General features: G+C 39.7%; 25 protein-coding genes. 3 read left to right on the top strand and 22 right to left on the bottom strand.

Annotated features, from left to right (window positions below; translation table 11 throughout):
* Positions 1 to 9: 9 nt before the first annotated feature.
* The 3 genes from F7732_RS14990 to F7732_RS14980 all read right to left on the bottom strand — a co-directional run bounded on the left by F7732_RS14990 (position 10) and on the right by F7732_RS14980 (position 3108).
* The gene (locus F7732_RS14990) at positions 10 to 2433 is read right to left on the bottom strand and encodes a heavy metal translocating P-type ATPase (RefSeq protein ID WP_151574822.1); all 2424 of its coding nucleotides are present in this window, start codon (positions 2431 to 2433) and stop codon (positions 10 to 12) included.
* 68 nt (positions 2434 to 2501) lie between these two features.
* On the bottom strand, positions 2502 to 2708 hold the full coding sequence (gene copZ / locus F7732_RS14985) for a copper chaperone CopZ (RefSeq protein WP_066449423.1): 207 nt from the start codon (positions 2706 to 2708) through the stop codon (positions 2502 to 2504).
* Positions 2709 to 2787: 79 nt separating this feature from the next.
* Positions 2788 to 3108 carry a metal-sensitive transcriptional regulator gene (locus F7732_RS14980; RefSeq protein WP_151574821.1) on the bottom strand — a complete coding sequence of 107 codons (321 nt, stop codon included), beginning with the start codon at positions 3106 to 3108 and terminating at the stop codon, positions 2788 to 2790.
* Positions 3109 to 3866: 758 nt separating this feature from the next.
* Between F7732_RS14980 and F7732_RS14975 the strand changes: the two genes are divergently transcribed.
* On the top strand, positions 3867 to 4724 hold the full coding sequence (locus tag F7732_RS14975; RefSeq protein ID WP_066449433.1) for a manganese catalase family protein: 858 nt from the start codon (positions 3867 to 3869) through the stop codon (positions 4722 to 4724).
* A gap of 58 nt (positions 4725 to 4782) precedes the next feature.
* On the opposite strand, the gene F7732_RS14970 is transcribed toward F7732_RS14975, so the two are convergent.
* Both F7732_RS14970 and F7732_RS14965 read right to left on the bottom strand, forming a co-directional pair.
* Complete coding sequence (locus tag F7732_RS14970) at positions 4783 to 5748, bottom strand: alpha/beta fold hydrolase (protein ID WP_151574820.1); 966 nt, start codon at positions 5746 to 5748, stop codon at positions 4783 to 4785.
* Positions 5749 to 5771: 23 nt separating this feature from the next.
* Positions 5772 to 6149: a hypothetical protein gene (locus F7732_RS14965; protein WP_151574819.1), complete on the bottom strand. Its 378-nt coding sequence runs from the start codon at positions 6147 to 6149 to the stop codon at positions 5772 to 5774.
* Positions 6150 to 6304: 155 nt separating this feature from the next.
* On the opposite strand from F7732_RS14965, the gene F7732_RS14960 reads away from it, so the two are divergent.
* Positions 6305 to 7387 (top strand): GIY-YIG nuclease family protein, encoded by a 1083-nt coding sequence (locus tag F7732_RS14960; RefSeq protein ID WP_338024116.1) that lies wholly within the window; start codon positions 6305 to 6307, stop codon positions 7385 to 7387.
* Between the two features lie 178 nt (positions 7388 to 7565).
* Here F7732_RS14960 and F7732_RS14955 read toward each other — a convergent pair whose 3' ends face one another.
* The 9 genes from F7732_RS14955 to nirB all read right to left on the bottom strand — a co-directional run bounded on the left by F7732_RS14955 (position 7566) and on the right by nirB (position 16836).
* Complete coding sequence (locus F7732_RS14955; protein WP_151574817.1) at positions 7566 to 8165, bottom strand: histidine phosphatase family protein; 600 nt, start codon at positions 8163 to 8165, stop codon at positions 7566 to 7568.
* 129 nt (positions 8166 to 8294) lie between these two features.
* Positions 8295 to 9161 (bottom strand): YitT family protein, encoded by an 867-nt coding sequence (locus tag F7732_RS14950; protein WP_192913041.1) that lies wholly within the window; start codon positions 9159 to 9161, stop codon positions 8295 to 8297.
* Between the two features lie 237 nt (positions 9162 to 9398).
* Positions 9399 to 9875 carry a DUF2975 domain-containing protein gene (locus F7732_RS14945; RefSeq protein WP_151574816.1) on the bottom strand — a complete coding sequence of 159 codons (477 nt, stop codon included), beginning with the start codon at positions 9873 to 9875 and terminating at the stop codon, positions 9399 to 9401.
* A gap of 385 nt (positions 9876 to 10260) precedes the next feature.
* Positions 10261 to 11133, bottom strand: coding sequence for an AraC family transcriptional regulator (locus F7732_RS14940; RefSeq protein ID WP_151574815.1), 873 nt, complete (start codon positions 11131 to 11133; stop codon positions 10261 to 10263).
* 132 nt (positions 11134 to 11265) lie between these two features.
* Positions 11266 to 11904: an NAD(P)-binding protein gene (locus F7732_RS14935; RefSeq protein ID WP_151574814.1), complete on the bottom strand. Its 639-nt coding sequence runs from the start codon at positions 11902 to 11904 to the stop codon at positions 11266 to 11268.
* On the bottom strand, positions 11904 to 12632 hold the full coding sequence (locus F7732_RS14930) for a sirohydrochlorin chelatase (protein WP_151574813.1): 729 nt from the start codon (positions 12630 to 12632) through the stop codon (positions 11904 to 11906). The genes F7732_RS14935 and F7732_RS14930 overlap by 1 nt, the downstream gene beginning before the upstream one ends.
* On the bottom strand, positions 12629 to 14077 hold the full coding sequence (cobA, locus tag F7732_RS14925; RefSeq protein ID WP_161598891.1) for a uroporphyrinogen-III C-methyltransferase: 1449 nt from the start codon (positions 14075 to 14077) through the stop codon (positions 12629 to 12631). The genes F7732_RS14930 and cobA overlap by 4 nt, the downstream gene beginning before the upstream one ends.
* 18 nt (positions 14078 to 14095) lie before the next feature.
* Positions 14096 to 14407: a nitrite reductase small subunit NirD gene (nirD, locus tag F7732_RS14920; protein ID WP_151574811.1), complete on the bottom strand. Its 312-nt coding sequence runs from the start codon at positions 14405 to 14407 to the stop codon at positions 14096 to 14098.
* 14 nt (positions 14408 to 14421) lie between these two features.
* The gene (gene nirB, locus F7732_RS14915; protein WP_151574810.1) at positions 14422 to 16836 is read right to left on the bottom strand and encodes a nitrite reductase large subunit NirB; all 2415 of its coding nucleotides are present in this window, start codon (positions 16834 to 16836) and stop codon (positions 14422 to 14424) included.
* Positions 16837 to 17116: 280 nt separating this feature from the next.
* Here nirB and F7732_RS14910 point away from each other — a divergent pair, with 280 nt between their 5' ends.
* Positions 17117 to 18100 (top strand): exonuclease domain-containing protein, encoded by a 984-nt coding sequence (locus F7732_RS14910; RefSeq protein ID WP_151574809.1) that lies wholly within the window; start codon positions 17117 to 17119, stop codon positions 18098 to 18100.
* Positions 18101 to 18154: 54 nt separating this feature from the next.
* On the opposite strand, the gene F7732_RS14905 is transcribed toward F7732_RS14910, so the two are convergent.
* From F7732_RS14905 to nhaC, 8 genes are all read right to left on the bottom strand, one after another.
* Complete coding sequence (locus F7732_RS14905) at positions 18155 to 18346, bottom strand: hypothetical protein (protein WP_151574808.1); 192 nt, start codon at positions 18344 to 18346, stop codon at positions 18155 to 18157.
* A 147-nt stretch (positions 18347 to 18493) separates the two neighbouring features.
* Positions 18494 to 18889: an immunity 22 family protein gene (locus F7732_RS14900; protein ID WP_151574807.1), complete on the bottom strand. Its 396-nt coding sequence runs from the start codon at positions 18887 to 18889 to the stop codon at positions 18494 to 18496.
* A gap of 55 nt (positions 18890 to 18944) precedes the next feature.
* Positions 18945 to 19493 carry a hypothetical protein gene (locus tag F7732_RS14895; protein ID WP_151574806.1) on the bottom strand — a complete coding sequence of 183 codons (549 nt, stop codon included), beginning with the start codon at positions 19491 to 19493 and terminating at the stop codon, positions 18945 to 18947.
* Between the two features lie 133 nt (positions 19494 to 19626).
* A complete protein-coding gene (locus F7732_RS14890; RefSeq protein WP_151574805.1) occupies positions 19627 to 21684 on the bottom strand; it encodes a catalase in 2058 nt (685 codons plus the stop codon).
* A gap of 142 nt (positions 21685 to 21826) precedes the next feature.
* Positions 21827 to 22486, bottom strand: coding sequence for a hypothetical protein (locus tag F7732_RS14885; RefSeq protein ID WP_151574804.1), 660 nt, complete (start codon positions 22484 to 22486; stop codon positions 21827 to 21829).
* A gap of 149 nt (positions 22487 to 22635) precedes the next feature.
* Complete coding sequence (locus F7732_RS14880; protein ID WP_151574803.1) at positions 22636 to 23619, bottom strand: tRNA dihydrouridine synthase; 984 nt, start codon at positions 23617 to 23619, stop codon at positions 22636 to 22638.
* Between the two features lie 250 nt (positions 23620 to 23869).
* Positions 23870 to 24736 carry an MBL fold metallo-hydrolase gene (locus F7732_RS14875; RefSeq protein WP_151574802.1) on the bottom strand — a complete coding sequence of 289 codons (867 nt, stop codon included), beginning with the start codon at positions 24734 to 24736 and terminating at the stop codon, positions 23870 to 23872.
* The gene (gene nhaC / locus F7732_RS14870; protein ID WP_151574801.1) at positions 24736 to 26157 is read right to left on the bottom strand and encodes a Na+/H+ antiporter NhaC; all 1422 of its coding nucleotides are present in this window, start codon (positions 26155 to 26157) and stop codon (positions 24736 to 24738) included. The genes F7732_RS14875 and nhaC overlap by 1 nt, the downstream gene beginning before the upstream one ends.
* Positions 26158 to 26167: the final 10 nt, after the last annotated feature.

Raw genomic sequence — 26167 nt, 5'->3', positions numbered from 1 at the left:
TTTGTTTTTTTATAATTTAACTCTCTGTAATCGCAATGCGTTTAAGACAACAGATACGGAGCTGAATGCCATAGCTGCTCCTGCCACCCATGGTGCAAGCAAGCCGATTGCGGCAATTGGAATTCCAATTGTGTTGTAGGCAAATGCCCAGAATAGGTTTTGTTTAATATTGCGCATCGTTTTGCGGCTCATGAGAATTGCGTCCGCAATACTATTTAGATCTCCGCGAATAAGTGTGATATCGGCTGCTTCCATAGCTACATCCGTACCAGTGCCAATCGCCATCCCCACATCTGCTGTCGCAAGTGCTGGTGCGTCATTAATTCCATCTCCAACCATCGCTACTTTCTTTCCTTGCTCCTGCAGTTTTTTCACTTCTTCTGCTTTGCCTTCAGGAAGCACTTCAGCGATCACTGAATTGACGCCAACTTCTTTCCCGATTGCATCTGCTGTCCGCTGGTTATCACCTGTCATCATAATGACATTAATGCCCATATCCTGTAAGCGGCGAATAGCATGGCGGGAAGTATCTTTAATGGTATCTGCAACAGCTACTATTCCAGCGTACTGACCATTGATTGCCGCAAGCATCGCTGTTTTGCCGTCGCTTTCTAATTTTTCCATTGATGATAGAACCGCTTTAACATCAACACCATACTGCTGCATAAGCTTCCGTGTACCAACAATTACAGCCTGACCTGAGATCGTCGCTTGCACACCATAGCCAGGAATGGCTTCGAAGTATTGAACATCTCCAAGTTCAATGCCTTTTTCCTGAATTCCTTGGACAATTGCTTCTGCCAATGGATGTTCAGATTGTTTTTCAGCTGTGCCAATATAGGATAAAAATTGTTCCTCATCCTGGCCTTCAGCTGTTAAAACATCCGTTAAAACCGGTTTCCCATGTGTGATAGTACCTGTTTTATCAACAACAACAGTATCAATGCCTTGGGTTTGCTCCAGGTGTTCTCCGCCTTTGAAAAGAATGCCGAATTCAGCTGCACGCCCGCTTCCTGCCATTATAGAAGTAGGCGTTGCTAACCCTAAAGCACATGGACAAGCAATAACAAGCACGGCAATTAATACTTCCAATGCCGGCGTAAACTCTCCAGGCTGAACCCAAATAATCCAAACAAGAAATGTCAGAATGGCAATCCCAACTACGATCGGAACAAATATGCCTGAAATTTGGTCGGCCAGACGCTGAATCGGTGCTTTTGAACCTTGTGCATCTTCGACAACCTTGATAATTTGCGCTAATGCTGTATCTCGGCCCACTTTTGTTGCTGTCATTTTAATGAAACCATTTTTATTAATAGTAGAACCGTATAAAACATCGCCTGTCTGTTTATCAACTGGCAGGCTTTCACCTGTCAGCATGGATTCATCTACAGCTGTTGTTCCTTCTAAAACTTCACCATCCACAGGAATCTTTTCTCCTGGTTTTACCAGGATGGTGTCGCCAATCACGACTTCTTCTAAAGGAACTTCTTTTTCTGCTCCTTCACGTAAAACGATCGCTGTTTTTGCTTGAAGCCCCATTAGTTTTTTGATTGCTTCAGATGAACGACCTTTTGCTTTTGCTTCGAATAATTTTCCTAAAAGAATGAGTGTGATTAACACTGCACTTGTTTCAAAATAAAGATGCGGACCATGATGTTCTCCAACCGAAACAATCGCCTGATAGACACTATAGAAGTAAGCGGCTGATGTACCCATTACAACAAGTACATCCATATTGGCGCTTCCATTTCGAAGTGCTTTATAAGCACCAACGTAAAATTGCTTACCAATAATAAATTGAACTGGTGTTGCTAATAGCATTTGGAACCATGGATTCATCAATAGATCAGGTACATACATAAACGATGTAAATGAAAAGTGTCCGAACATCGTCCAAAGAAGAGGCAGTGATAGAATGGCAGAAATAATGAATTTTTTCTGCTGACTTTTAATTGCCTGTTCCCGATGATCTACTTGTTCTTTCTTGTCATCTTTTTTTTGGTGTGCACCGTAACCCAGTTTCTCCACTTTCCCAATAATGTCTCCGATGCTTACTTCGGTTGGGTTAAATTCAACCGTAGCTTTTTCCAGTGCTAAGTTGACATTTGCTGAGGCAATGCCCTCCATTTTATTTAGTCCTTTTTCAATCCTGGAGGAGCATGCTGCACAGGTCATGCCTGTAATTTCGAATTCTGCTTTTTCTTTTACAACGCCATAGCCAAGTGCTTCTATTTTTTTCTCAAAATCTGCAGCACTTAATTTTGATGGATCATATTTAATGGAAGACTTTTCGAGAGCTAGGTTGACGTTTGCAGACTGTACACCCTCCATTTTGTTTAAACCTTTTTCAATCCGGGTCGCACATGCTGCACAGGTCATACCTGTAATTTGTATATTAGCTTCTTTGGCTTCATTGGCTAGAGAGCTCATACCTTTCACCTCGCATACCTTATAGGGGTATATATTTATTAAAATGAGAGAGTGCTATAGAAGCACTCTTATTCTACGTCATATCCTTGATCATCAATCGTCTCTTTAATTTTTTCAAGAGAAACTTGTGATTCATTATAAACAACTTCTACTTGCGCATCATCTAATTTTACAGTTACTTGTTCAACACCAGTTAATTCACCAACACTGCCTTCTACCGCTTTTACACAATGTCCGCATGACATTCCTTGTACATTTAACGTTACATTTTTCATAAGTATTCTCTCCTTAACATGATGTTATATTTATCACTATATACACTATAGGGGTATATATAAACCTAAAAAAATATAATTATTTTTTCATTAACTTTTGAACGGTAACTACAAATTCATCTAATACCTCTAGATCGCCTTCTGAAAGCCGGTTAACTACACAGCCTTTTAGATGGCCTTCTAATAAAATCTTAGCTACACTATTCAGTGCCGATTGAGTCGCAGCTAGCTGTGTAATAACATCATCACAATAAACATCCTTCTCAATCATCCCTTTGATGCCTCGTATCTGACCTTCAATGCGATTTAAGCGGGAAGTTAGATTCTTTTTAACCTCTTCAGAATGATGACTTCTTCGGTCAGAATTTATATGACCAGTATCACAACAGGAATTCTCCAATACTAATCCCTCCTAACTTATACTCAGAATAACATACCCCTAAAGGGTATGTAAAGGAAAGAATCTCAGTTATTATTTATACTTGTTTTCCATATGGAAATGATGTTTTCTTCATCTACAATATAAATATCTGGACATACTAAGCCTGCTAAATACGGCGGTGCACCTATTCCAATTACCAGCCCTAAGAAAATTGGATAATACAAGATCTCCAAGGGAGAGTGATAAATTATTGAAGTTTTTCGTATCTCCCATTACTAGACAGGCTATTCTTCTCCCAATCCTGCCCTACCAGATGAAGCAGTCACAATAAGCGGAGGTTTTACCCTTATTTCCAAAATTGATCTATTTTCCGGCGAAATAAGGGGAGGTTTTCCGACTATGTTGAATAAAATCGCTCATTTGCACGTTTTTTGGTCAGTTAGTCGGAATATATCCGTCTATTTAGGCAGATTTTAAGTGATTTTACGATTTAAGCGGAATTCCTCCGCCTATTTTTCATTCTCAAAATTTTTAAGAAAATCAATTTAGCACTATGCCTGTTGATTGAAATGAAAAAGTGATAGATGCCACTCTCCGCCCCTCCCCGCGGAAATGAACTTCTACTCATTTAAATTCATAGCGAAAACAGCCTATGCTAAAGTTTTTAAATTTTTCATCATTATTCTTTTATCAGCAAAAATCATTTAATCAGCCTGTATAGGAAATTTTTTCTTAGGCAAAATAAATGTGAATTTATAAGAAAGGCGGTTGGTGCCGTGTATTTTTATCGTGAAGATTTAATTAATATGATTGTTCCTGATCGTCCAGATCCTTCTGCAGCAAAGGTTCTGCAGGAAGCACTTGGAGGACAATTTGGGGAAATGAGAACCATGATGCAGTTCTCTTTTCAAAGTGCAAATTTTAGAGGAAATGCAAAGCAGTATCGTGATCTAATCAGAGGTGTATTTCTAGAGGAACTCAGTCATATTGAGCTTGTACAGACTACTATTAACCAGCTGCTGAATGAATCTGGAGGCGAGCTTCCAGGAAATCAAGCATCTGATGGGGCACCGCTTGACGATGTGATCCAATCTGGAGCAAACCCTCATCATTATATTATGGGCGCAAAAGCATCACTGCCTGTTGATGCTGGCGGAAATCCGTGGAATGGCTCATGGGTTTATGATCATGGAAATCTAGTTGCCAATCTTCTTAATAATGTTGTCCTCGAATCAACAGGTGTTCTGCAAAAATCACGCATTTATGAAATGAGCAGCAACAAAACATTAAGAGAAACAATCGCTTTCTTAATGGTCCGTGATAACGCTCATCAAAATGCTTTCGCTAAAGCTTTAGAAACATTGGGTGTTGATTGGGGCAAAACATTCCCTGTTCCTAACTATGACCTAAATAAATATCCTGAATGCCGCAAATATGTGGATATGGGCTTCCACAATGCTCAATTTAATTTCCGTCTTGATCAAACAAGAATCGGTGAAGTTTTTTCTGGCACAACGCCAAGCAGAAATGGCGGAGAACTTGCAGTAACTGAACCGCCTAAAGGTTATCCAGTTCCTGAGCTTCCAGATATGCCAAATGAGCATGCACCTGGTTTACATGATTTAAATAATTAATACATTTGCAAATCATAAAGAGGCCTCCAAAAGTAAAACACTTGGACAGCCTCTTCATTTATTTCTGCATTAAGAGGATTTCATCTTTAAAGATTTCCATGAATGTTTCTTGTTCCTCTAAAAATGGGGAATGTGCAGAGTTTTCAAACGTATACATTTTTTTATAAGGTGCTGTGATGCTATCAAAAAATCGCTTTGCTTCTTTATAAGAGGTTTGATAATCATATTTTCCCTGCACAACGTATACCGGAATTTTAAACTCATGTGCAAGCTCGGCCACATCAAGCTTCGCCAGCTGTTCTGCAAATGCCTCATAGCTCGTAAAAATCCCCTTTGGAATATTCAGCTTTTCTCTCCAGGTATACCTTCTGCACGAAAATAATTCTAACAAACTTTTCATTTGTGAATAATCAGCTCTCTTCATTCCTCCTCCGTATTTGATTAAATAACGGCTGAACACCTTCCGATATTGATTATCCTTATAAAAATGCTCATCAATCTGCACCTTTTGAATTTCCTCTTCAGCCTTTTGGTCGCCTCTTTCAATTGCCGTTTCCAAAAGGAATTCCACCGTATCTGCATTGGAATGCAGATGCCTTCCCATTTGTCCCGCACCAATATAGGCAATAAAATGCTCTGGGTACGTGCTTGCTAAAATAGAGCCTATTAACGTTCCCCAAGAATGTCCAAACAAATAGATTTTCTCTTTTTTATATTCCCTTTTTAAAAAAGCGGTGACGACTAGTGCATCTTGAACAAATCGTTCAATTGTCAATGTTCCCTGCGTTTTTGAATTGTAAGACATGCCTGCTGCCCGCTGATCCCAATAGCATACAGTCACATAGTCACTCCAATTTAAACCTGCAGATTGGATCATTGGATATTGCGGATAGCCTGGCCCTCCGTGAAGATACAGCATAACTGGGTGATCGGGACTCGTACCTTCGATAAACATGCCGTGTTTGTGCCCATCTATTGTGAGGTATTCTTTTCTAAAGAAACATTTTGATGCTAATTTGTTCATACGACACCACCTATCAGAACGTTTTATAATAGAGCAATCCAGAAACATAAGATACAGGCGGCAGCAGATAAAGGGGTCATGACGTATTTCTCTTTTTTACTAACAGAGAACAGATTTGCGATGGAGTTTAATGCTAGAAAAATGGCAATGATCCAAACAAATACATGTGTTGAAAAAGGCAAAATACTTTCTAAGATATATGCATGCTGTAAAAAAATCCATGCAAATAAAATTAAAATAACGGCATTTCCTATACTCACAAAACGCCATTTTTTCGGCAGGACCTTATGAAAGCCTCCAAGCGCAAACTCACCTAACGGAAAACCAAGTGCCAGCAGCACCTGAAAAATAGCGATTAAGAGAAAAAGGACTGCAACAGTTATGGATAAAAAAGTAACCACTGAATGAACACCTCCTACGGTAACTTATACGTTTAAGCGGGGGTTCATGACTGATATTTTGTTATGTTTTTCTTTATAAGGACTTATTTTCTTTTCTTCTTTTTAAATATCCTAATGTACAATGATATAAAGTACTGAGAGTGGAGTGATTAACGATAAATATCAAGGATAAGGCAAAGCAGCTTCCCTCTTCTCCAGGTGTATATTTAATGAAAGATTCATCGGATCATATTATATATGTGGGAAAATCAAAAAGTTTAAAAAGCAGAGTGCAATCTTATATGAATCACTCTAAGAACCATACAAAAAAAGTTGAGAGATTAGTTGATCACTTAACAGACTTTGACTATATTTTAACGGATACTGAATTTGAGGCTTTCATGCTTGAGTGTGAGCTAATTAAAGAACTTAAGCCAACCTATAACAGAAAGATGAAAACACCTAAATCTTATTCTTATTTAAAAATTCAACGGGATACACACTCCCCGTCTATTAAGCTGACAAACACAAAAAACATTGCCGATGGCTCCCTTTACTTTGGACCCTATACCGGCCAAAGAACCATAGAAAACGCATTAAACGGGATGAAGCTATTTTATAAAATGGATTGTAATCACCCAATGAATCATCGGAAACCCTGCTTTAACTACACAATTGGCAAGTGTATAGGGATTTGTTTTAAAAGCTCAGCAATGGAGGAATACCGGAGGATTTTAGATAAAATCATTGATTTACTTCACGGAACAGATACGAAGATCCTTCATGAGATGGAAGAAAAGATGATTGAAGCTGCAGCAGGCTTTCATTTTGAAATGGCTGCCGATATTAAAACATGGCTGAAATCTGCAGAAATTCTATATAAAAAAGGGCAGGTTCTCCAATTCACAAACGAAAACAATTATATTCTTGTAATGGAATACTTAGAAGAAAACAAGATGAAACTGTTTTTAATCAGAAGAAATAAAGTGCTGTACAAACAGATATATGACTTAAGAGAGGCACATCTTAAACAATTGATACAGACCCATCTTCAGCCTTATATAAAAATAGAATCACTGCCACCGAAGGAAATCAATCAGGATGAGCTGGATGAAGCGCAGATTATCTATAGTTATTTGAATAGCAATGCTTGTGAATATGTCATTGTTCCTGAGAAAAAGCTGTATGGCGGAAAGAATAATGGCATTGAGCAAGCCGTTCATGATTTGCTGGATTCCAAGACAACGGAAGTGAACTAGTTTATTTTATTGCAGTATTAAGTGATTTCGACTGCATGGTACTCTCTTTCCAGCGGGGCGGGAGATGAGCTTTCTCACAGCGATGCTCATCTTCTCACTCTCCTGAGCAGGAGCCTTGCACCATTTCATTTCAATCAGCGGGCAGAGTGTCAATGCTTTACCCCAATCATTCAATCAATCACACTAGATGATCCTGTTTATTAAGAAACTTAATGATTCTTCCTCTTTCGCTGATCTCTACAAGATGCATGCCTGTATCACCAGTATAAAATATAGCCTCACTATTAATTGGCAGATTTAAAAACGCCTTGAAGAAATTAGAAATAAAGCCTCCATGTGATACGACAGCGATCCTTCCGTATTGCTGATAATCATGAATGATCTTATGAAATATTCTTTCGACTCTTAAACGGAAGTCCAATTCCGATTCTCCTTCCGGAATCGGCACATGAAGAGGACGACCGCCTTTTGGCAAAGGATATTTGATCATTGCTTCTTTTCTAGGGAGTCCTGCTAACACTCCATTATGAAGCTCCATTAGATCCTCTTCTTCAATTAATTCACAGCTGATTGCCTCTTGCAGAATACCAGCAGTTTTTTTCGCTCTCTTCAATGGACTGGCAAGAATGATCTCCGGTTTATAATGTTCTTTCACAAACTGAGCCATTTTTCGTGCTTGTTCTTCCCCTATTTCAGTTAAAGAGAAATCTGCTCTTCCTTCGTGAACATCAAGTATATCTGCTTCTGATTGGCCATGCCTAATCAATAATAATTCCACACGATACGCCTCCTCATCCAGTTTTTTCATAAACTACATTTAGTCCTCTACACGCATCTTCTAAAAAAGACCGAATCCAAATAGGATTCAGCCTCAATTTATGCTGCAATGATGTATCAGCTAAGGACATTAATGAATATCACGTTTCTTAAAGTTACCGCCCTTTACTTCGGCCACATCGTATACAGCTACGAAAGAATTTGGATCGATTTCATTGATGATTTCTTTCATTTTACTATCTTCTAAGCGGTTCACAATACACGTAATTTCTTTAAATTTTTCATTTGTATAACCGCCCTGCACTTCATTATAAGTAGAACTGCGGCCTAAACGGTCGCGAATCGTTTCAACCATAATTTCCGGTTTACTTGTAAGAATTTTATACGTTTTTGAACCGCTTAATCCTTCTTCAACAGCGTGAATAACTTTAGAAGCTATGTAATAAGCGATGGCGGAAAGGAAAGCACCTTGAAGGCCAAAGACGAATGAAACAACAATAAAAACAAACATATTTAAGAATAAAATAAGGTCACTTGTACCAAACGGCAATTTCCTGGACAGCAAAACAGCCAGCATATCAATGCCATCCAATGCTCCCCCATTTCTTAAAGCCAGTCCCATCCCAAAACCAATCACAATACCGCCAATTACCGTTACAAGCAGTGTATCTCCTTCAATGATCGGTGTAATATGATGCATTAGAACGGTACTGACTGCCAATGAAGCAATCCCAATAACAGAATAAATGGCAAAGCTTTTGCCGATTTGTTTGTAGCCCAGAAAGACAAATGGAATATTTAACACGGCAATTAAAACGCCCAAGGGAATGCCGATCAGTTGTGATCCAACGATACTAAGACCTGTAATCCCGCCGTCAGACACAGAGTTTGGTATCAAAATGGCCTCTAATCCATATGCCGTTATAAAGCCCCCGATAATAACAGCTAATCCCCTTAAAATTTTCTTAACTAAATTACTTTTCTTCTCTGAAGTCATTTTTTTGCTCATTGAATTATCCTTTCTCATCTTCATTCTCTTTTTACTTTACACATTTTTATTTCGTTTTGCTAGCTGTTTTCGTTGTGGGAATTAAAAGGGGCACTTATGAGAAGGCCAGTGATGGGAAGTTTTCGAAGCGGATGTATGTTTATCTTGTGTTATTTATTTAGCGAAAAAAAAGCATCCTTTATAAGGATCCTTTATGAATATTCAAGCAAACTCGACCAATCTTTATCAAATGAACAACTCATTTTCCGATTTAAAGCTCATTACTTTTTTTAAAAGATCCTGAAGAACAGCTGAAAAAAGGAGAATTACTATTGTTAAAAAGAGAATGGCTAGACCTATTAATGCCACACCTGGATGCAGTGCATTTTGCATTACAAGAAAGAGCATTCCGATTACATAAATTATGATAATAGAACCTGCACAGTGTTTAATCATGCCTAACGAATGTACAGCTGTTTTTGAAAAAACAAGATTGTTAATTAAATTATTCAGCAGTTTTAATGCCTGATAGAGCGCATAAAAAAAGGGGATAGCTGTAAGGTACAAACCAATCAACACCGGATACTGCAAGTAAGCAAACTCTGGATTCATAGCTGCTGCCTCATGAGCAAGTGTTGGTAAAGCAAAAACACATAAACACAGGATAACGATTCCCATAACATAAACGGCTGCCTTTAACAAAAGGATCTTTCCTTGTTTCATAAAATACCCCCATTCATTTCCTTTTAATTCAATTTTACAAAAAGATTTATTGTTTTTCAATAAATATTTGTTAATAAACGTTATTTCCTTTTGGTCATTTACTATTACTATTACTATTACTATTACTATTACTATTACTATTACTATTGGATTTTTTTATGTTGGTGTTTATAATGGGCGGTTATATAAAGAAGCAGGACCTATGCGGCTCCTGCTTCTTTTATATAATGCATCTTTTTATTCAGGCTGTATTTCCTTCCCTTTAGCCTTCATACTTGGGGCTGCCGGGAAGGATTCGTGCATTTATTCTTAAGCCAGTCGCTCGTTTTTCCGGTCTGGAGAAAAAAATTCGCATCAGTTTCCTCCCCCTAACCTGTTCTCTCCATCAGACACTAATTCTCTTCTTCACCGCAATCCAAATCTCACTATTAACATTGCTTCGATCCGATAAGTCACCTGTAAAAGAGATCTCAGGTGCTTCTACTAATTCGTAATCTGAAGACGGAAGCCATTCTGCCGCTATTTTACCCCAGGTTTCTTGCATAGATTTTGGGAACTCACCTTTTGATGAAAATATAGCCCAATTTAGTTTTGGCACCTCAATTACATCTAACTCATCAAAATCCGATTGGCTGTCTGTTAAAACACCAATCATATGATCAAGGCTTCCCTTTTCCTCCATACGCTCAACATCGAAATGATAGGATGCATTTACGACTTGATGCGGCTCAATGTTTGCCAAGTTCCGCATTTGTTCTCTTTGCTGAGGTGTAATGCTTTGTGCTAATTTTATGATTTCCTGATTTTCTCCTTGGAATTTAATCGGAACTCTCTTTTTAACGCCAACAATCTTAAAAGCTTCTTTTTGCTGTATTCGATAATCCATATTGTTTCCTCCCTGAATGGTTAGTTGGAAGGAGAGCTTAGGAAATGCTTTAAGCGTGTTTGTCTTCTTAACTTCTGAGGGATTGATTCCCGACCATTCCCTGAATGCACGTGAAAATCCATCCACAGATTCATATCCGTATTTGAAGGCAGTTTCTGTGACACTTTTACCTTCATTCTGCAGATCAAAAGTAGCGTTAGAAAGCTTGCGGTTACGGACATACTCTCCTAATGACATGCCAGCTAGAAAAGAAAACATTCTTCGAAAATGATAAATGGAGGTTCCTGTTATTTTTTCCACTTCGTTGTAATCAATCTCATCATTCAAGTGAACTTCTATATAATCCAAAGCCTCATTCATTCTTTTCAGCATATCTTCTCCCCCTTCCTATCTTTATTATAAAAACGATTAAAATCGGATACCCGATGGATCAGAAACGTTTTTTGTCGGATTTATTCTTTATTCTTTTTATACTTGACAACATATGCATAGTTATAATCTTCCTCATAGTGTTCTGGATTGCCCCATGCCCGTTAAATAGCTCTCATATAGTTTTTGAAATGCAGCCTTTCTGTCGGTTTCATGCAAAAATTCATCACTGATCATCTGCTCCAGCAAGCGGCTTTTCCATGCTGGGTCTCGAACATTCTCTAGAATAAATCGCCTTGACTGCTGCAGAAACTCGAGATAGTTTACATATCTTTCATCATACGTTTGGGATAGCTGTTTTTTTATCTTTTTTGCGAGCTTGGGACTTGCTCCATCTGTCGAAACTGTTAATGTCAATTTTCCGCGTCTAACCATTGCAGGGACTTGGAAATCAGACAAATGGGGATCGTCTATCATTAACACAAGCTGATTGTCAGATGCGGCCTGTTTCACCTCTCGATTCACCAATAGATTGTCTGTAGCGGCAATGATTATGAAAAAACCTGCTGCATCTTTGTTTTCAAAGCATTTTTCTTTCCAGGTGCATTTTTCCTCGGAGATTAATTTACACAAACCAGCTGTCACTTGAGGGCTAATGATTGTCACTGCTGCTCCTGCCTCAATGAGTCCTGCCGCTTTCCGTTCAGCAATGGCTCCTCCGCCAATGATTACAGCACTCTTTCCTTTTAAGTTCATCATCATTGGATACAGCATCAGCTCTCAAATTCCCCTTTCGTTCTTTTTACAAGCAGTTCTGCCAGTCTTGGATGAAACCCAAGCGGGTCGCAGTGGATGACTTTAGGAGAAGTGCCATCTGCTATTTCCTTAATTCTTTTTGTGATAATACCGGTAAAAAGCAGATGTGGAATTGTGTATATCGTTTCATACCCTGACTCCACAGCACTCTGCAGTTCTTCCTTGTAGCCTGGACTGCTTTCTTTTAGAAAACAGGGAAAAACATGCTGGCTATTTAAATCTGCTTTCAATAGATTACCAAGCTCTGATAGTTGCCTTTCGCTCTCCTTTACCCTGCTTCCATGTCCGATCAGCAGTACCGCTTTTTTGCTGTTATCTTCACTAAAATGCTTTTCCTGCACACGCTCTGCCAATATTTTGGCAGCGAGAGGATCAGCTCCCAGTTCTCTTCCATACTGAAATAACATATTTGGATAGCGTTCCTTCATTTTTGCAATCTCTTCAGGTATATCCTCTTTACCGTGAATACCAGCTAAAAGCAGCACAGGCATAACCAGGAGTTCTGAAGCACCTTTTTCAACACATGCTGCAACTGCTTCTGAAATGGAGGGTGACGCATTTTCAAGAAATCCGACCTCCTGTATGGCTGCATTAATATGCGGCATAACTTGCCCAATAAAGGCATGGAATTCTTCATTGCTGCTGGAGTTTCGGCTGCCATGCCCGATATATAACACTGCTTTCATCGTGTCAGCTCCTCGCCCTGAGAAATCATCATGTGCAGCAGCTCATCAGCTGTCGGCTTTTCGGGAATTGTAATTTGTTCATTCGTTAATTTCGAAGTAGCATTGCTGCTCTTTTTTCCCATACAGTATAGCATTTTCTCTTTTAAAAAGGAGACTGGATCCATGTTCATTTTCTTCGCCGCCGTCATCATTGTTGTAAATGCCGTGCTGCTCGGGATGATGACACTTTCTATCGCTGCGTCCTCAAACAGGCGGTTATAAATTGGGAAATAGTTCTCGTCTATGATCATTTCATGTGTATAAAAGTAATGTGCATTTTCATATACCTGTTCTATGTTTTTCTCGCCAATGATTAATAGTTGATTTGGATCTATATCGTTAGGCATATTTGATGCCATAATTCCGAATTGCGCAAGCTTTGCGATCGACTTGCTTGAGGCGCCATACACATTCCTTGGGATAGAGCGAATGTCCAGTTTTTCCTCTTTTAAAAGGGCAAAGAAATCATCCACACTTTCTGGAGAGGAAAATAAAATGTCAATGTACTCGCTGAGATTTGGCAGTTCCGCTCTTTCTTTTTTGGCTTTCATTTTCGGAAATTCGATTACATCTGCACCAAGATCGCGAAGCTTATTAGCAATTCGGCTTTCTGTCACCCCTGAGCGGGCAAGCAGAATCTGTCTTCCGTACATCGGTTTCTTTTCAAACCAGTTCAATTTTTCTCTTAGTTTCACAATCTCACCAACTAGTGTTATCGCTGGATTTAAGAATTGCTGTTCTTTTGCAAGTTCCGCAATGGTCGCAAGTGTGCCTTCTAGCGTTTTTTGTCTTCCATATGTGCCCCACTGAATTAAAATGACTGGTGTTTCAGATGGTTTTCCGTTTGCTATTAAGTTTTCGCAAATGAAAGGAAGGTTTTTAATCCCCATATAAAAAGCAATCGTATCAACACCTTGAGCAAGTCCAGCCCAATTAATGCTTGGCTTGCCGTCAGCTGACTGATCATGGGCTGTCACAACTGCAAATGATCCGGCATAGTTCCGATGTGTTACAGGAATGCCGGCATAGGCAGCTGCTGCAATGCCGGAAGTGATTCCCGGCACAATTTCGTATTCAATTTCATTTAGAGCAAGTTCTTCTGCTTCTTCACCAACCCGGCCAAAAACGGAAGGATCTCCTCCTTTTAAGCGGACGACAATTTTTCCTTCCAGTGCTTTTTCAACCAGCAAACGATTGATGGTTTCTTGCCGTAAAATATGGCGATCCGGCAGCTTGCCGCTATAAATGAATTCACAATTTTCCTTTGCTTGCATTAATAGCTGCGGGTTCAGCAATCGATCATAGAGAATGACATCAGCCTTGGTGATCGCATCCATCCCTTTTACTGTAATCAGTTTCAGATCCCCTGGTCCTGCTCCGACTAAAAATACCTTCCCTTTGTTCATCATGCTTCACCCTTTCCGTTAATCCAGCAAAATATAAACCTTATTATCCTCGACTTCTACTTCATACTTTTTTACGCTTCCGGTATCTGGACTTTGCACAAGTCCGTCCAGCAGCGAGATTTTCCAATCATAGAGCGGACAGAAAACATAATGCCCGCTCACAAGCCCCTCAGATAAAATACCGCCTTTTGGATGGGGGCTCCTATTTTCTATTGCATGCACGTCACCGTTTGATAGTTTGAATAATGCAATATTGGAATCGCCAACCGTTACCGGCTGCCCCATCTGTTCGTATAGCTTGGAATATGGATAAACTTCAATTCTTCTCATTTGGATCAGCCTCCTTAAACTAGTTCTACTTCTTTAGTAGAGTAATATTTTTCATTTACTTTTTGATCTTCTATCGCTTGCTTCCACGGCTCATTGTAGCGCTGTAATGTTTGGTCAAGACGATCATTCAGCTGTTCTCGTATGTTTTTATCAGCCAAGTGAGCTTTGACATGATCTAAACCAAGTCTTTCAAGCCATGTGGAAGTCCGTTCCAGATAGTTTGCTGTTTCACGGTAATACTGCAGAAATGCACCGGAGTATTCCATTACTTCTGCTTCAGTTGTGACGGTCCACGCGAGATCGCCTGCACGCAAATCTGTACCGCCGTTTCCGCCGACATAGATCTCCCAGCCGCCTTCTATTCCAACATATCCTAAGTCTTTAATGCCTGATTCTGCACAGTTTCTCGGGCAGGCAGATACCCCCATTTTCACTTTATGAGGTGTATCGAGGCGCTCAAATTTCTTCTCAAGTTCCATTCCGAGTGACATGGAATCCTGTGTGCCATAGCGGCAGAATTGAGATCCAACACAGGTTTTAACTGTTCTTAATGTTTTTCCGTACGCATATCCAGATGGCATATCAAGCTCCTGCCATACAGCTGTCAGGTCCTCACGTTTAACACCAAAGAGGCCAATTCTCTGTCCTCCTGTTAACTTCACAAGCGGCACATTATATTTTTCAGCAATTTGAGCAATTTTCATTAAATCTTTTGCATTTGTCACGCCGCCATACATCCGCGGTACAACAGAGTACGTGCCATCCTTTTGAATGTTTGCATGCATTTTTTCATTTACAAGACGAGAATCTCGGTCATCCTGGTATGCATCCATATGAACCATGCCTAGGAAATAATTGATCGCTGGGCGGCATTTGCTGCAGCCTTCCTCCTGCTTCCATTCGAGAACGTTCATCACTTCTTTTACTGTTGTTAAACCTTTTGTGCGAATTTCTTCTACGACTTCATCCCGGCTGAGTGCTGTACAGCCGCAAAGCGAATCTTTTGCAAGAGAAGCATCAAAACTATCGCCAAGTGTATGCATGAGGATATCATTGACTAGCGGTTTACAGCGTCCGCAGGATCTGCCTGCATTTGTGCAGCCGGAAACTTGGATTAATGTTGTTAAGCCTTGTGTTTGGATGGCTTCAACGATTGTTCCTTTTGTCACACCATTACAGCCGCAAATCACTTCTTCAGCTGGAATCGAACCGATATCCTCCGCCCCTTCCTCTCCTGCTTTCTGCAGTAGAGAAGTGTCTGTAAGGTCGGTAATTTCTTCTTTGGCCATCATCATCCGGAATAATTTACTGCTGTCCTTTGTATTTCCGTAAAGAACAATTCCTGCAATTTTGTTGTCGCGCACAAGAATTTTCTTGTAAATGCCATCAAATTCATTGTGAACTTTGATCGCTTTTACAGAAGGGTCATCCATTATTTCTCCAGCAGAATATAAGTCCACACCAGAGACCTTTAATTGTGTGCCTGTAATTGAACCTTCATAAGTACTTTCGCATTTGCCAACGATTGTTTCTGCAAGCACTTTTGCTTGCTCATATAAGGGAGCTACAAGACCGTATGTGACTTCCCGGTGCTCTGCACACTCGCCGACTGCATAAATATCAGGAATGCTTGTTTCAATATAATCGTTGACGACAATTCCGCGATTCACTTCCAAGCCGCAAGCTGCTGCAAGCTCAATATTCGGTTTTATTCCAACAGCCATAACAACTAAATCAGCAGCCGTTTCGCTTCCATCTGTGAAACGAATGACTGTTACCCGCTCTTCCCCTAGAATTTCTTCTGTTTGTTTTTCCATCAGGAAGTTCATTCCCTGGCTTTCAAGTTCTCTCTGCAGCATTTGTGAGGCTGTTGGATCAAGCTGTCTTTCCATTAGATGCGGCATTAAATGAACCACATCAACCTTCATGCCAAGATCAATTAGACCGCGTGCTGCTTCAAGTCCAAGTAGACCTCCGCCAATGACAACCGCATTTTTATAAGACTCTGCCGTCTTGATCATTATTTCACAATCATGTATATCACGAAAACCAGTTACGCCCTGTTTGTCTGCACCCTTTACGGGCAGAATAAACGGACTGGAGCCTGTCGCTATAATTAACTTGTCATATGCAGTGATGCGCCCATTGCTGCTCTCCACTGTTTTGTTTTCAGGATTGATTTTCACAATGCTTTCGTTTGTAAATAGCTGAATATGATTCTCCTTATACCAATCCCAATCATTCATAATGATCTCTTCCACTGTTGTATCACCCTGCAGCACATGTGATAATTGGATGCGGTTATAGTTAGGATATGGCTCTTTTCCAAAGATCGTTATCTCAAATTCCTCTTTATTTAATTTAAGAATTTCTTCGATTGCTCTTACTCCCGCCATGCCGTTCCCGATCATAACTAATTGTTTTTTCATTTTATAACCTCCTAAATTTGCTCAATATTTCACATAAACATGCTGATAGGTTTCTTCTTTAGGTATATTGTTTATAGATTTATTATACAAGATAAATAGAATTGATATTGTGAATAACTTCACAATATCATATTTTTTTGGTTTTTGATTCACATTTTTGACACAGTCACAGTGACGCCCCGAATTTTCTTGTTTCACAGGTAAAACCCTCCACTTGGATTTTCCCTGCTATTTCTATTAAACTATGAATAAGCAATCTCTGTATGAAGGGAGAAAAACGATGGATTTTATTGCAATTGACTTTGAAATTGCCAATAACCGTCTGGACAGCGCCTGTTCAATCGGAATGGCATTTGTTGAAAACAACTCGATTATAGACGAAAAATATTATCTTATTCAGCCTCCAACACTGTTTATGGATCCGGGGATGGTACGGGTGCATGGAATTACAGAAGATGATGTTAGAAATGCACCAACATTTGATGAAGTGTGGAAGGAGATCCAGCAATATTTTCAAGGAGAGCATCTCATAATTGCTCATAATGCTCAGTTTGATATGAGTGTGCTGAAAAACTGCTTGCTCACACACAAACTGGATATCCCTGAATTCACTTATGCATGCAGTATTCCCATCAGCTCATGTGCGCTTGGCCGCGAAAGAGTCAGCGGATCTCTCAAAGATCGCGCCGAACGCTTTGGAGTCCAATTAGATCAGCATCATCATGCTTTATCAGATGCAATTACATGTGCACAGCTTGTCATCAACTGTGTAAAAGCAAAAAGACGTAAATCACTGGAAACATTTTTAAGCACCTATCGTTCTGTTTCATTAAAGTCTTTTTCAGAATTAAAGCATCAAACTACTTTCGGTAAAAAAACGGCGGCACCAGCAAAGAAACGCTTTGCCAGTGCGCCAGCGATTTCATCTATTACAACAAGCAAAACAGAGTTTGATGAACAGCATCCTCTTTACGGAAAACATGTTGTATTTACAGGTGAATTAGCTGGGATGGATCGTGCAGAAGCCATGCAGCAGGTTGTGGATCATGGCGGATTGCTTAAAAGCGGTGTAACGAAACAAACCAGTTATCTTGTTGTCGGCACACAGGATAAAACACTGGTTGGCAGTGCAGGCGTGAGCTCAAAGGAAAAAAAGGCGGCAGCCCTCCAGGCAGAAGGTCTTCCGATTGAAGTGATTAACGAAGAACAATTCCGGCAACTTGTAGATGGACTGATGAGTTTGAGTTTTAAGCAGTCACAGTGACGCCCCGAATTTTCTTGTTTCACAAGCACACCGAAACTGCAAAGAAAAAGCCGATTACAGCGTAATCGGCTTTTCAAATTTAGAATAATGCATTGTTTTATTTGTCTTAGTAGTTGTTGATGGTTCCATCAGTGATCCGTAGTAAACAACATAACGTGATTCTTCGTTTGGCTCTGGAATGCTTTCCTTGATTTGCTCATAGTTAAACTTCCCATAATCTGATAACATTTTAAATAATATTTTCATTTTATAGCCTCCTTTTGTTCGTAACCTCATTCTAAAGGTGAATACTGAAATCCTCAAAGCCATTTAACAATTGAAGAAGAAAACTGTTATGTAAAATTTTAAATCAAAAATAGTACAGATAAATTACATCATATCAGAATTAGAAAACTAATCTTCCATGTACGGTACTGTAGCAATGTATTTCATTTCTATATTTCCCGATCCTTCTTCACTGCTCAAAATATCATCTTCAAGATCATATAATAATATTACAGAGTTAATTTTATGAGCTAAATGATCACCTTGTATGACTGTTTTTAAGCTTGGAATAAAGCTTCCACTATAAGAAAAGTCTTTCAGTATTTCGTCCAGATCACTTAACGGTTCCTCAAAAAAGTGAATCTCAATTTTATCTTCATCATAGTAACCAAATCCAAAACTTGTGCCAAATCTGGAATCGATTGAATCTCCATCTTCTGTATAAGTCACTTCAACATATTCTTCAAGGTTATGAAGAGATTTAGAGACTCCGAACCAAATCGATACCGCACTGTTAGATTGCATAAATTACACCTCCTGAATTTAGTCAAATTATTCTCCATATTAGCTGATCAGTTATCTATTTTTTCCTTTGTTTTTTTATAACTAAGATCACAAAAGCCATGATTCCCATTATTACAGCTGCTGTAACCCATATATAGAGATTACTTCCTTCATGTTCTCTTGTTAAATCGACTTCTTTCGTCGGAGGCTGCCCATCACCCAGTATGGCTATATCCTCTTGCAGAGAAGTCATTTTATTGGTGCGATCACAAATGCTACTTGCTAGATTTTTTTCACCGAATGTAGTGGATTCACTAGCATATACCAAGTATTCTGTTCCCTCTAAAAAATTAAATCCGCAATCGCCCCCACCTTGCCCTGTAGTAATAATAATCTGCGATTCATCTGCACCCTTCCAAATGTTCCTTACTTCAAAAAGAACGGACTTTGATGAATTTCGCTTTTCTCTTATATCCAAAACCGTTCCACTGAATACTGCGTCTGAACGTTCTATTTCTTCCTTAACACTTGGTAATTCCGCGCATGAACAAGCACTTACGAATGAAGGAAAAGAGTTAATGACTAAAAGACTAAAGAAAAAGAATAACGTTATTACTTTTTTCATTTTAATCACCTCATCTTAATTGTAAGCAGTAAAAAGATCACCATTAGGTGATCTTCTAGTCTAATGTATTTGTAAGTACAGTATAACAGTATGATATTTCCCAAACAATTTCGTATGCTTTAATAATAGATCTCTACCTTCGATCCCAAAAACGCCGAACCGTAATCGCCGAAACAAACGCCTCATTAAAATCTTGATTTTCAGCTGCAAACACGACACCATCTAAATTATTGTATTCAGAAGGCTGAATATAGGACTGTCCTGTTGTCGCCACACCAATCGGCTTATAATATTTGTATATTCCGTTTACAAAATCTAAAGTATTAATATCAAAGGAAGTTTGATTAGCACTTTCCCCGCCAACTATATACAGAGAGTCATATAGCGTATGATGAGTAGAAACAAAGATTTGATCCACTTTCAGTTCTGTGCCATCGGCTCCTGTAACAGTGCCAAGCTTTTCACTAATCAAAACAACGAAAACTCCATTTTGATTAAGTGTTTCAAGCGTATTTTTTACTTCTTCTCCATCAAAGCCATTGGCAATGATTACACCCACTTTTAATGTATAAGGATAATGCGGTGTATTCTCCTGGCTAAGTGCAGGCGAAGCCAAGGTAACCGGAACATTCTCTCCCTCTGGAGGATTTGCACCAATATTTTCGGCAATCTTTTTCGCCATTTCCTTATCGACGTTCACATACATATCAACAACCTGCTGGCGAACAGACTCATCCTTCACTTTCGCAAGCTCAAAACTGAATGCCTCGATGATATGCTGCTTTTCAACGCTTGACATGCTATTCCAGAATAGTCGCGCATGAGAGAAGAAATCCTTGAAAGTATCACTGCTCGCTTTGACCTTTTTCCCTTCCACCTGTTCCGGATAATGAACGAACCCGCCTTCCTCTGGCGGAGTTGGCCCGGGCGTGTTATTGGCGATAGAATTTCTAAAATAGTTTACTTGATCGACATCAATACGATATCTGTTGAAACTGTCTCGCTGATTGTTATGAAATGGACAGATTGATTTATTGATTGGCAGATCAGGATAATTCGAACCGCCAAGCCTGTGCTGCTGAGTTATTTTATAAGTAAAGGTCCTTCCCTGCAAAATGGGATCATTGCTAAAATTGATGCCAGGAACTAGATTCGTCACATCAAAAGCAACCTGTTCTGTTTCGGCGAAAAAGTTATCAACATTTCGATTCAACGTCATCTTCCCGATTTTTTCAACGGGAATGATCTCCTCTGGCCAAACCTTAGTAGGATCGATCACATCGAAATCAAACTTAAACTCATCTTCTTCAGCGATCATCTGCACCCCAAGTTCATAGACAGGATAAGCACCACGCTCAATCGCTTCACTCAAATCGCGTCTATGATAATCCGGATCTACTCCGCCAATAATCAGGGACTCTTCATTAAGGAGCGAGTGTACACCAAGCATAGGCTTCCAATGAAACCGAACAAAGTGCGACTTCCCCTCTTCATTCACAAAACGGAAAATGTTAATGCCGAACCCTTCCATCATCCGCCAGCTTCTAGGGACTGCGCGATCAGACATCGCCCACATCACAAAATGAGCCGATTCCTGATTATTGGCGACAAAATCCCAAAAGTTATCATGTGCGGCAGAAGCTGTTGGCATATCATTATGCGGTTCTGGTTTCAGAGCATGCTGTGAATCCACAAACTTAAATGCATCATGTATCACAAAAATGGGAAACTGCAGACCCAGCAAATCATAATTTCCTTCATCTGTATAAAATTTCACAGCAAACCCGCGTATGTCCCGGGCTGTATCCATAGACCCTTTGCCGCCCTGCACAGTAGAAAACCGCACAAACACAGGCGTCTTAAGCCCTTCCTCCTGAAGGAATCCAGCTCTAGTATATTTTTTCATCGATTTATACGCTTCAAATTCACCATGCACACCAAACCCTCTGGCATGTACGACTCTCTCTGGAATTCGTTCCGTATCAAAATGCATTTGCTTTTGAAAAAAATGAAAATCCTCCATTAGCACAGGACCGCGATCTCCCGCTTTTAAGGTGTTTTCATTATTGGCAACCTTTAAACCTTCATTTGTTGTAATCGGATTGTCTGCATTTTTAATTCGATATTGATCCAGCTGTTCATTTTTCTTATTTTGCTCATCTCTATTATTATTTTCCGGTGGTTTCTCCATGTTCTCACCTGCTTTTGGAGTTTAGGGGGTAACCCATTAATATATATGCGGGGGTGTAGGGGTTATTACTTATGGGAGGAATAGTTAGCATACAATACCCTCAACCTGTTTATTGAGGGTATTGTTCATTATATAAAAATAATCAGAGTCTCCTCATGTTCTCACCAGATTTAATGACTATACTTACACCCGAGGAAGTACCACTGTCAACATGATTTTCTATTTCCGTTACATCGATCTCAGCATAAACCTTCTCTACTTTTCTTTCATGTCCTGCTAATTCCACCGTATGAGGACCTGAAATATTTAGAAGCGATTCCATTTTAATATCATCTTCGAAATAGAAACTTTCATTAAATTCGAGAGTAAACTGAACATCATTACTGTTGTAATTTTCAAAAGGCAGATCACATTCTCCTCTTAAGGTAGATTCCCCTATCATTTCGAAGCGGCAATTGCTCCACTCACGATCATAAGAAACAGCATATATCCCGTCTGCAAATGTCTGTTGATACGCATTGGCGAGCATTGATGGAGCAAATACAGCAACCAATATAGCCAGCAAGACCATGCGCCCTTGATACTTGGCTATCGATCTGACAAGAAGAAAAAAACTAGCAAATAATAAGGCAAGTGAAAGTATACCCATAATATGAAAACCATTAGCAGATCGTATAGGAATATTGAATATTTCAAGCAGTGTTTCACCATATGGTCTTTCGTGCGGAAAAGGGAAATTTAAGGCCATTGATATAATATAAGGAATAAAAGCTAGATAAAGCAATTTTTTGTTTTTTATCATAAAGAAACACATCCATTCCATCATGATCTCTACTAACTATATACGGACTTGAATTCGTTTTAGTCTCACTTTTTTCATTTTTTTACAAAAAAACCTGGAAATCGGTTCACCGAAATCCAGGTTTTATAAAATCTATTTTATTGAGAATTTCAGTGTTCTCCAGAGTTATCTATATTCCTCTGCTCAAACTCATCCAACAAAGCTCGCACTTCATCTGTTGACTTCGTACTCATCAGCTGATTCCGCAGCTCACTTGCCCCTCTGAATCCTTTCACATATATCTTAAAAAAGCGAGGAAGAGGCTTGTACGGGCGCTGTTCTAGTGCCGAATGTTTATCATGGAGATCCAGGTGCAATCTTAAAAGATCCAGCAATTCCTTGCTGCTATGCTCTCTTTTCTCTTTTTCAAAAGCAAAAGGATTGCTGAAAATGCCGCGTCCGATCATCACTCCATCGACACCATATTGCTCAACAAGTTCCATGCCCATTTGGCGGTCAAGGATATCTCCATTGATTGTTAAAAGAGTATCTGGAGCGATTTCGTCACGAAGTTTTTTAATCTCTGGAATCAGTTCCCAGTGAGCAGGCACTTTGCTCATTTCATCTCTTGTACGCAGGTGGATGGAAAGATTCGCGATGTCTTGTTTCAATATATGGGTCAGCCAATCGCGCCATTCATCGACCTCTGTAAAACCAAGTCTAGTTTTCACACTTACAGGCAGTCCACCTGCTTTCGCGGCTTCAATAATATCCGCAGCAACTTCAGGACGGCAAATCAGACCGCTTCCCTTCCCATTGTCAGCCACATTCGGAACAGGACAGCCCATATTAATATCAATCCCCTTAAACCCCTGCTTCGCCATCCCCATACTCATCTGACGAAAATACTCAGGCTTATCTCCCCAAATATGAGCGACAATAGGCTGCTCGTCCTCTGTAAAAGTCAAACGCCCGCGCACACTCGCGTTCCCCTCTGGGTGGCAATAACTCTCCGTATTGGCAAACTCCGTAAAGAATACATCCGGTCTGGCTGCTTCACTCACGACATGGCGGAACACAACATCTGTTACATCCTCCATTGGTGCCAGTATAAAAAATGGACGTGGCAGATCACGCCAGAAATTATCTATCATCATAAAAATCCTTTCGTTCAAAAAATATAAAGATTATATAAGTAAAATATATATAGAACACCTTAATTTTTTTTGCATCAATATATAAAGTACAATGAAAAGCCAAACAAAACAAGGTATGTGTTCATGGAAAAGACCCGGAAGGAATCTTCCAGATCTTAGATTAACTAGTATTTACATTAAAGTTCAGTGGTTACATACCTAATTTTTCTATATTCGCTGCAGACAATTCTTGAACATCTCCATGCTGTTAAATCCTGATTTCCATCTCTTCGTCTGCAATGAAAAATCCTTTTGCTTCGATTTGCTTTCTTAGCAAACCATCTTCATTTAATACGGGGTTTGAATGGTTAAGATGTGTAAAATAAATATCCGTCTCCCCTGCTAAATCTTCGAGCAGCTCCATCGTCTCTGTTATGAGCGGATGGGGGATCTGCCGATAATCGCGCCCAATGTTTGCTATTTCCTCTTTAGAATAAAACGTACCATCGAGAAAACAAATATCCGCCTCTTTGGCCGCTTCGCGAATATCAATATCCCATTCATTCCAGCGATCAATATCTGGGATAAACAGTACCTTTTTATTCGGACCAATAATCCAAAAAGCAAAAGTCTCAGAAAACTCATTCCGATGTGGAACAAGTACAGGAGTTACCGTGACTTCTGAAGAAACACGGACAGGCTGTCTGTCTTTTAGTTCTTGAACAGCGATGTTTTCAAGCGCAGTTAACTGGCTCCATGGCGCATGATTTTCAATCAGCTTTTTCATCTTCGCTCCTGCCATTACTGGCAATTGGCGGGAATTAACCGATTCTTTCCCTAGGAACATCAAGCCTGGATAGTGACCAATATGGGCATGCGATAGAAAAATGCTGCTCATCAGCTGTGATTCCATCCCATATCTCATTTGCAAGCGTGCCATTTGTTCCCGCAGATCAGGAGTAGCCTCAATCAGATGCCACTTTTTCTCCTCTGGTAATATAATGGCCAAGGATGCAGCCGTTCTTTTAAACTTCGAGTCTGTTAATGCCCTCTTACAATTATCACAGAAACAATTTGCTTGCGGCAAACCGCCATCTTGTGCAGTTCCAGCCACACTTAAAAGTACCTCACTCACTATACAACTTCCCTTTCTGCATGTACCATTTCTTCTTCTTTGGTGTAATCTTTCCTGGCAATTGTCCATCCGGTAAAACCAAACAGCAGGTTAACTAATGGAACAAGATAAATAAAGAACGCATAGGGAATGAACTCCCACGCACTAACTCCCAATACGCCAGATGCAAATACAGCAGGCACACTCCAAGGCACAAGATTAATCCCGACAGTCCCCATTGACTCTACTGTTCTCGAAAGATTTTTCGTATCAATGTTCATATCTTTATACTTTTGCACAAACGTTCTCGCGGGCAATATAATGGCTAAAAATTGCGCACCGCTTGCTAATGCAACAATAAATGTTGATAACAGCGTAGAACTGATCAGCGCTCCAGCACTTTTCACTTTTTCCATCATTTTACCTGTTAATACTTCAAATGTTCCTGTTTCTTCTAAAATGCCGCCGAGAGCTGTAGCAATCATTAGCATCCCGACAGTTCCAAGCATGGAAGATAGTCCGCCGCGATTTAATAATGAATCAATCTCACCGATACCTGTTGTTATTTTAAAACCGTTCGTCATAAATTGAACGATTGAACTTACTGAGATTCCCTGAACCACAACAGCTATTACTGCACCTAATAAGCCTACTCCCATTAATGCTGGCAATGCAGGAACACGCTTAAGCATTAGAAAGATCGTTAAAATTGGGAGCAGCAATAATAATGGATGAATTACAAATGCATTCTCTAAGCCGGACATGATTGTATCAATAGCGTCTGATTCGATATTTGTGCTGTTCGCTGACTCCAAACTGCCAAATACCCAAAACAAAATAAGCGATAATAAAAATGCAGGTATCGTATCCCAAAGCATATGTTTAATATGACTGAATAAATCTGTATCAACCAGTGCCGCAGCAACATTGGTTGTATCTGATAATGGAGAAAGTTTATCCCCTAAATACGCGCCTGATATAACGGCACCTGCAACTAGAGCCGGCGGAAATCCTAACCCCTCACCAATTGCCATAAAGGCTAATCCAACAGTTGCAATCGATGTAAAGGAAGTTCCCAGAGTAATGGAAACAATACCCGTGATGAGTGCAACAACCGGAATAAACCAGCTTGGATTTATGATAGAAATCCCATAATAAATCATCGTCGGAATTACACCACTCGCAATCCAAGAACCAATAATCGTGCCGATGACCAATAAAATAAATACAGCTGGCAGAGCCCTTGTTACTCCATTTACCATCATCTGCTGCACTTGATTCCAGTTCCATCCGCTGCTAATCGCAACAGCAGAAGCTAAAATAACCCCAATGATTAATGGAACATTCATTCCAGCATTCCATATAAAAATGGAAGAAGCCGCAGCTATGATTAATCCTAATAAAGGAATAATCGATTTCCACATTGTTAGATTCTCTTTCACCTTTTCCCCC

The sequence above is a fragment of the Bacillus mesophilum genome (assembly GCF_008923265.1).
Taxonomy (GTDB): Bacteria; Bacillota; Bacilli; order Bacillales; family Cytobacillaceae; genus Cytobacillus; species Cytobacillus mesophilum.
The sequence above is the reverse complement of the archived record's forward strand: the minus strand, read 5'-3'. Positions and strand labels throughout refer to the sequence as shown.

Bases quoted from the DNA above. Each gene is read 5' to 3' on its own strand.
- F7732_RS14935 (WP_151574814.1), bottom strand. From the start codon at position 11,904: ATGCTGTATCCAATGATGATGAACTTAAAAGGAAAGAGTGCTGTAATC.
- F7732_RS14890 (WP_151574805.1), bottom strand. From the start codon at position 21,684: ATGGAGAAACCACCGGAAAATAATAATAGAGATGAGCAAAATAAGAAA.
- F7732_RS14910 (WP_151574809.1), top strand. From the start codon at position 17,117: ATGGATTTTATTGCAATTGACTTTGAAATTGCCAATAACCGTCTGGAC.
- nirB (WP_151574810.1), bottom strand. From the start codon at position 16,836: ATGAAAAAACAATTAGTTATGATCGGGAACGGCATGGCGGGAGTAAGA.
- F7732_RS14970 (WP_151574820.1), bottom strand. From the start codon at position 5,748: ATGAACAAATTAGCATCAAAATGTTTCTTTAGAAAAGAATACCTCACA.
- F7732_RS14990 (WP_151574822.1), bottom strand. From the start codon at position 2,433: ATGAGCTCTCTAGCCAATGAAGCCAAAGAAGCTAATATACAAATTACA.
- nirD (WP_151574811.1), bottom strand. From the start codon at position 14,407: ATGAGAAGAATTGAAGTTTATCCATATTCCAAGCTATACGAACAGATG.
- cobA (WP_161598891.1), bottom strand. From the start codon at position 14,077: ATGAACAAAGGGAAGGTATTTTTAGTCGGAGCAGGACCAGGGGATCTG.
- F7732_RS14905 (WP_151574808.1), bottom strand. From the start codon at position 18,346: ATGAAAATATTATTTAAAATGTTATCAGATTATGGGAAGTTTAACTAT.
- F7732_RS14940 (WP_151574815.1), bottom strand. From the start codon at position 11,133: ATGCTGAAAAGAATGAATGAGGCTTTGGATTATATAGAAGTTCACTTG.
- F7732_RS14885 (WP_151574804.1), bottom strand. From the start codon at position 22,486: ATGATAAAAAACAAAAAATTGCTTTATCTAGCTTTTATTCCTTATATT.
- copZ (WP_066449423.1), bottom strand. From the start codon at position 2,708: ATGAAAAATGTAACGTTAAATGTACAAGGAATGTCATGCGGACATTGT.
- F7732_RS14950 (WP_192913041.1), bottom strand. From the start codon at position 9,161: ATGACTTCAGAGAAGAAAAGTAATTTAGTTAAGAAAATTTTAAGGGGA.
- F7732_RS14900 (WP_151574807.1), bottom strand. From the start codon at position 18,889: ATGCAATCTAACAGTGCGGTATCGATTTGGTTCGGAGTCTCTAAATCT.
- F7732_RS14895 (WP_151574806.1), bottom strand. From the start codon at position 19,493: ATGAAAAAAGTAATAACGTTATTCTTTTTCTTTAGTCTTTTAGTCATT.
- F7732_RS14930 (WP_151574813.1), bottom strand. From the start codon at position 12,632: ATGAAAGCAGTGTTATATATCGGGCATGGCAGCCGAAACTCCAGCAGC.
- F7732_RS14880 (WP_151574803.1), bottom strand. From the start codon at position 23,619: ATGATAGATAATTTCTGGCGTGATCTGCCACGTCCATTTTTTATACTG.
- F7732_RS14945 (WP_151574816.1), bottom strand. From the start codon at position 9,875: ATGAAACAAGGAAAGATCCTTTTGTTAAAGGCAGCCGTTTATGTTATG.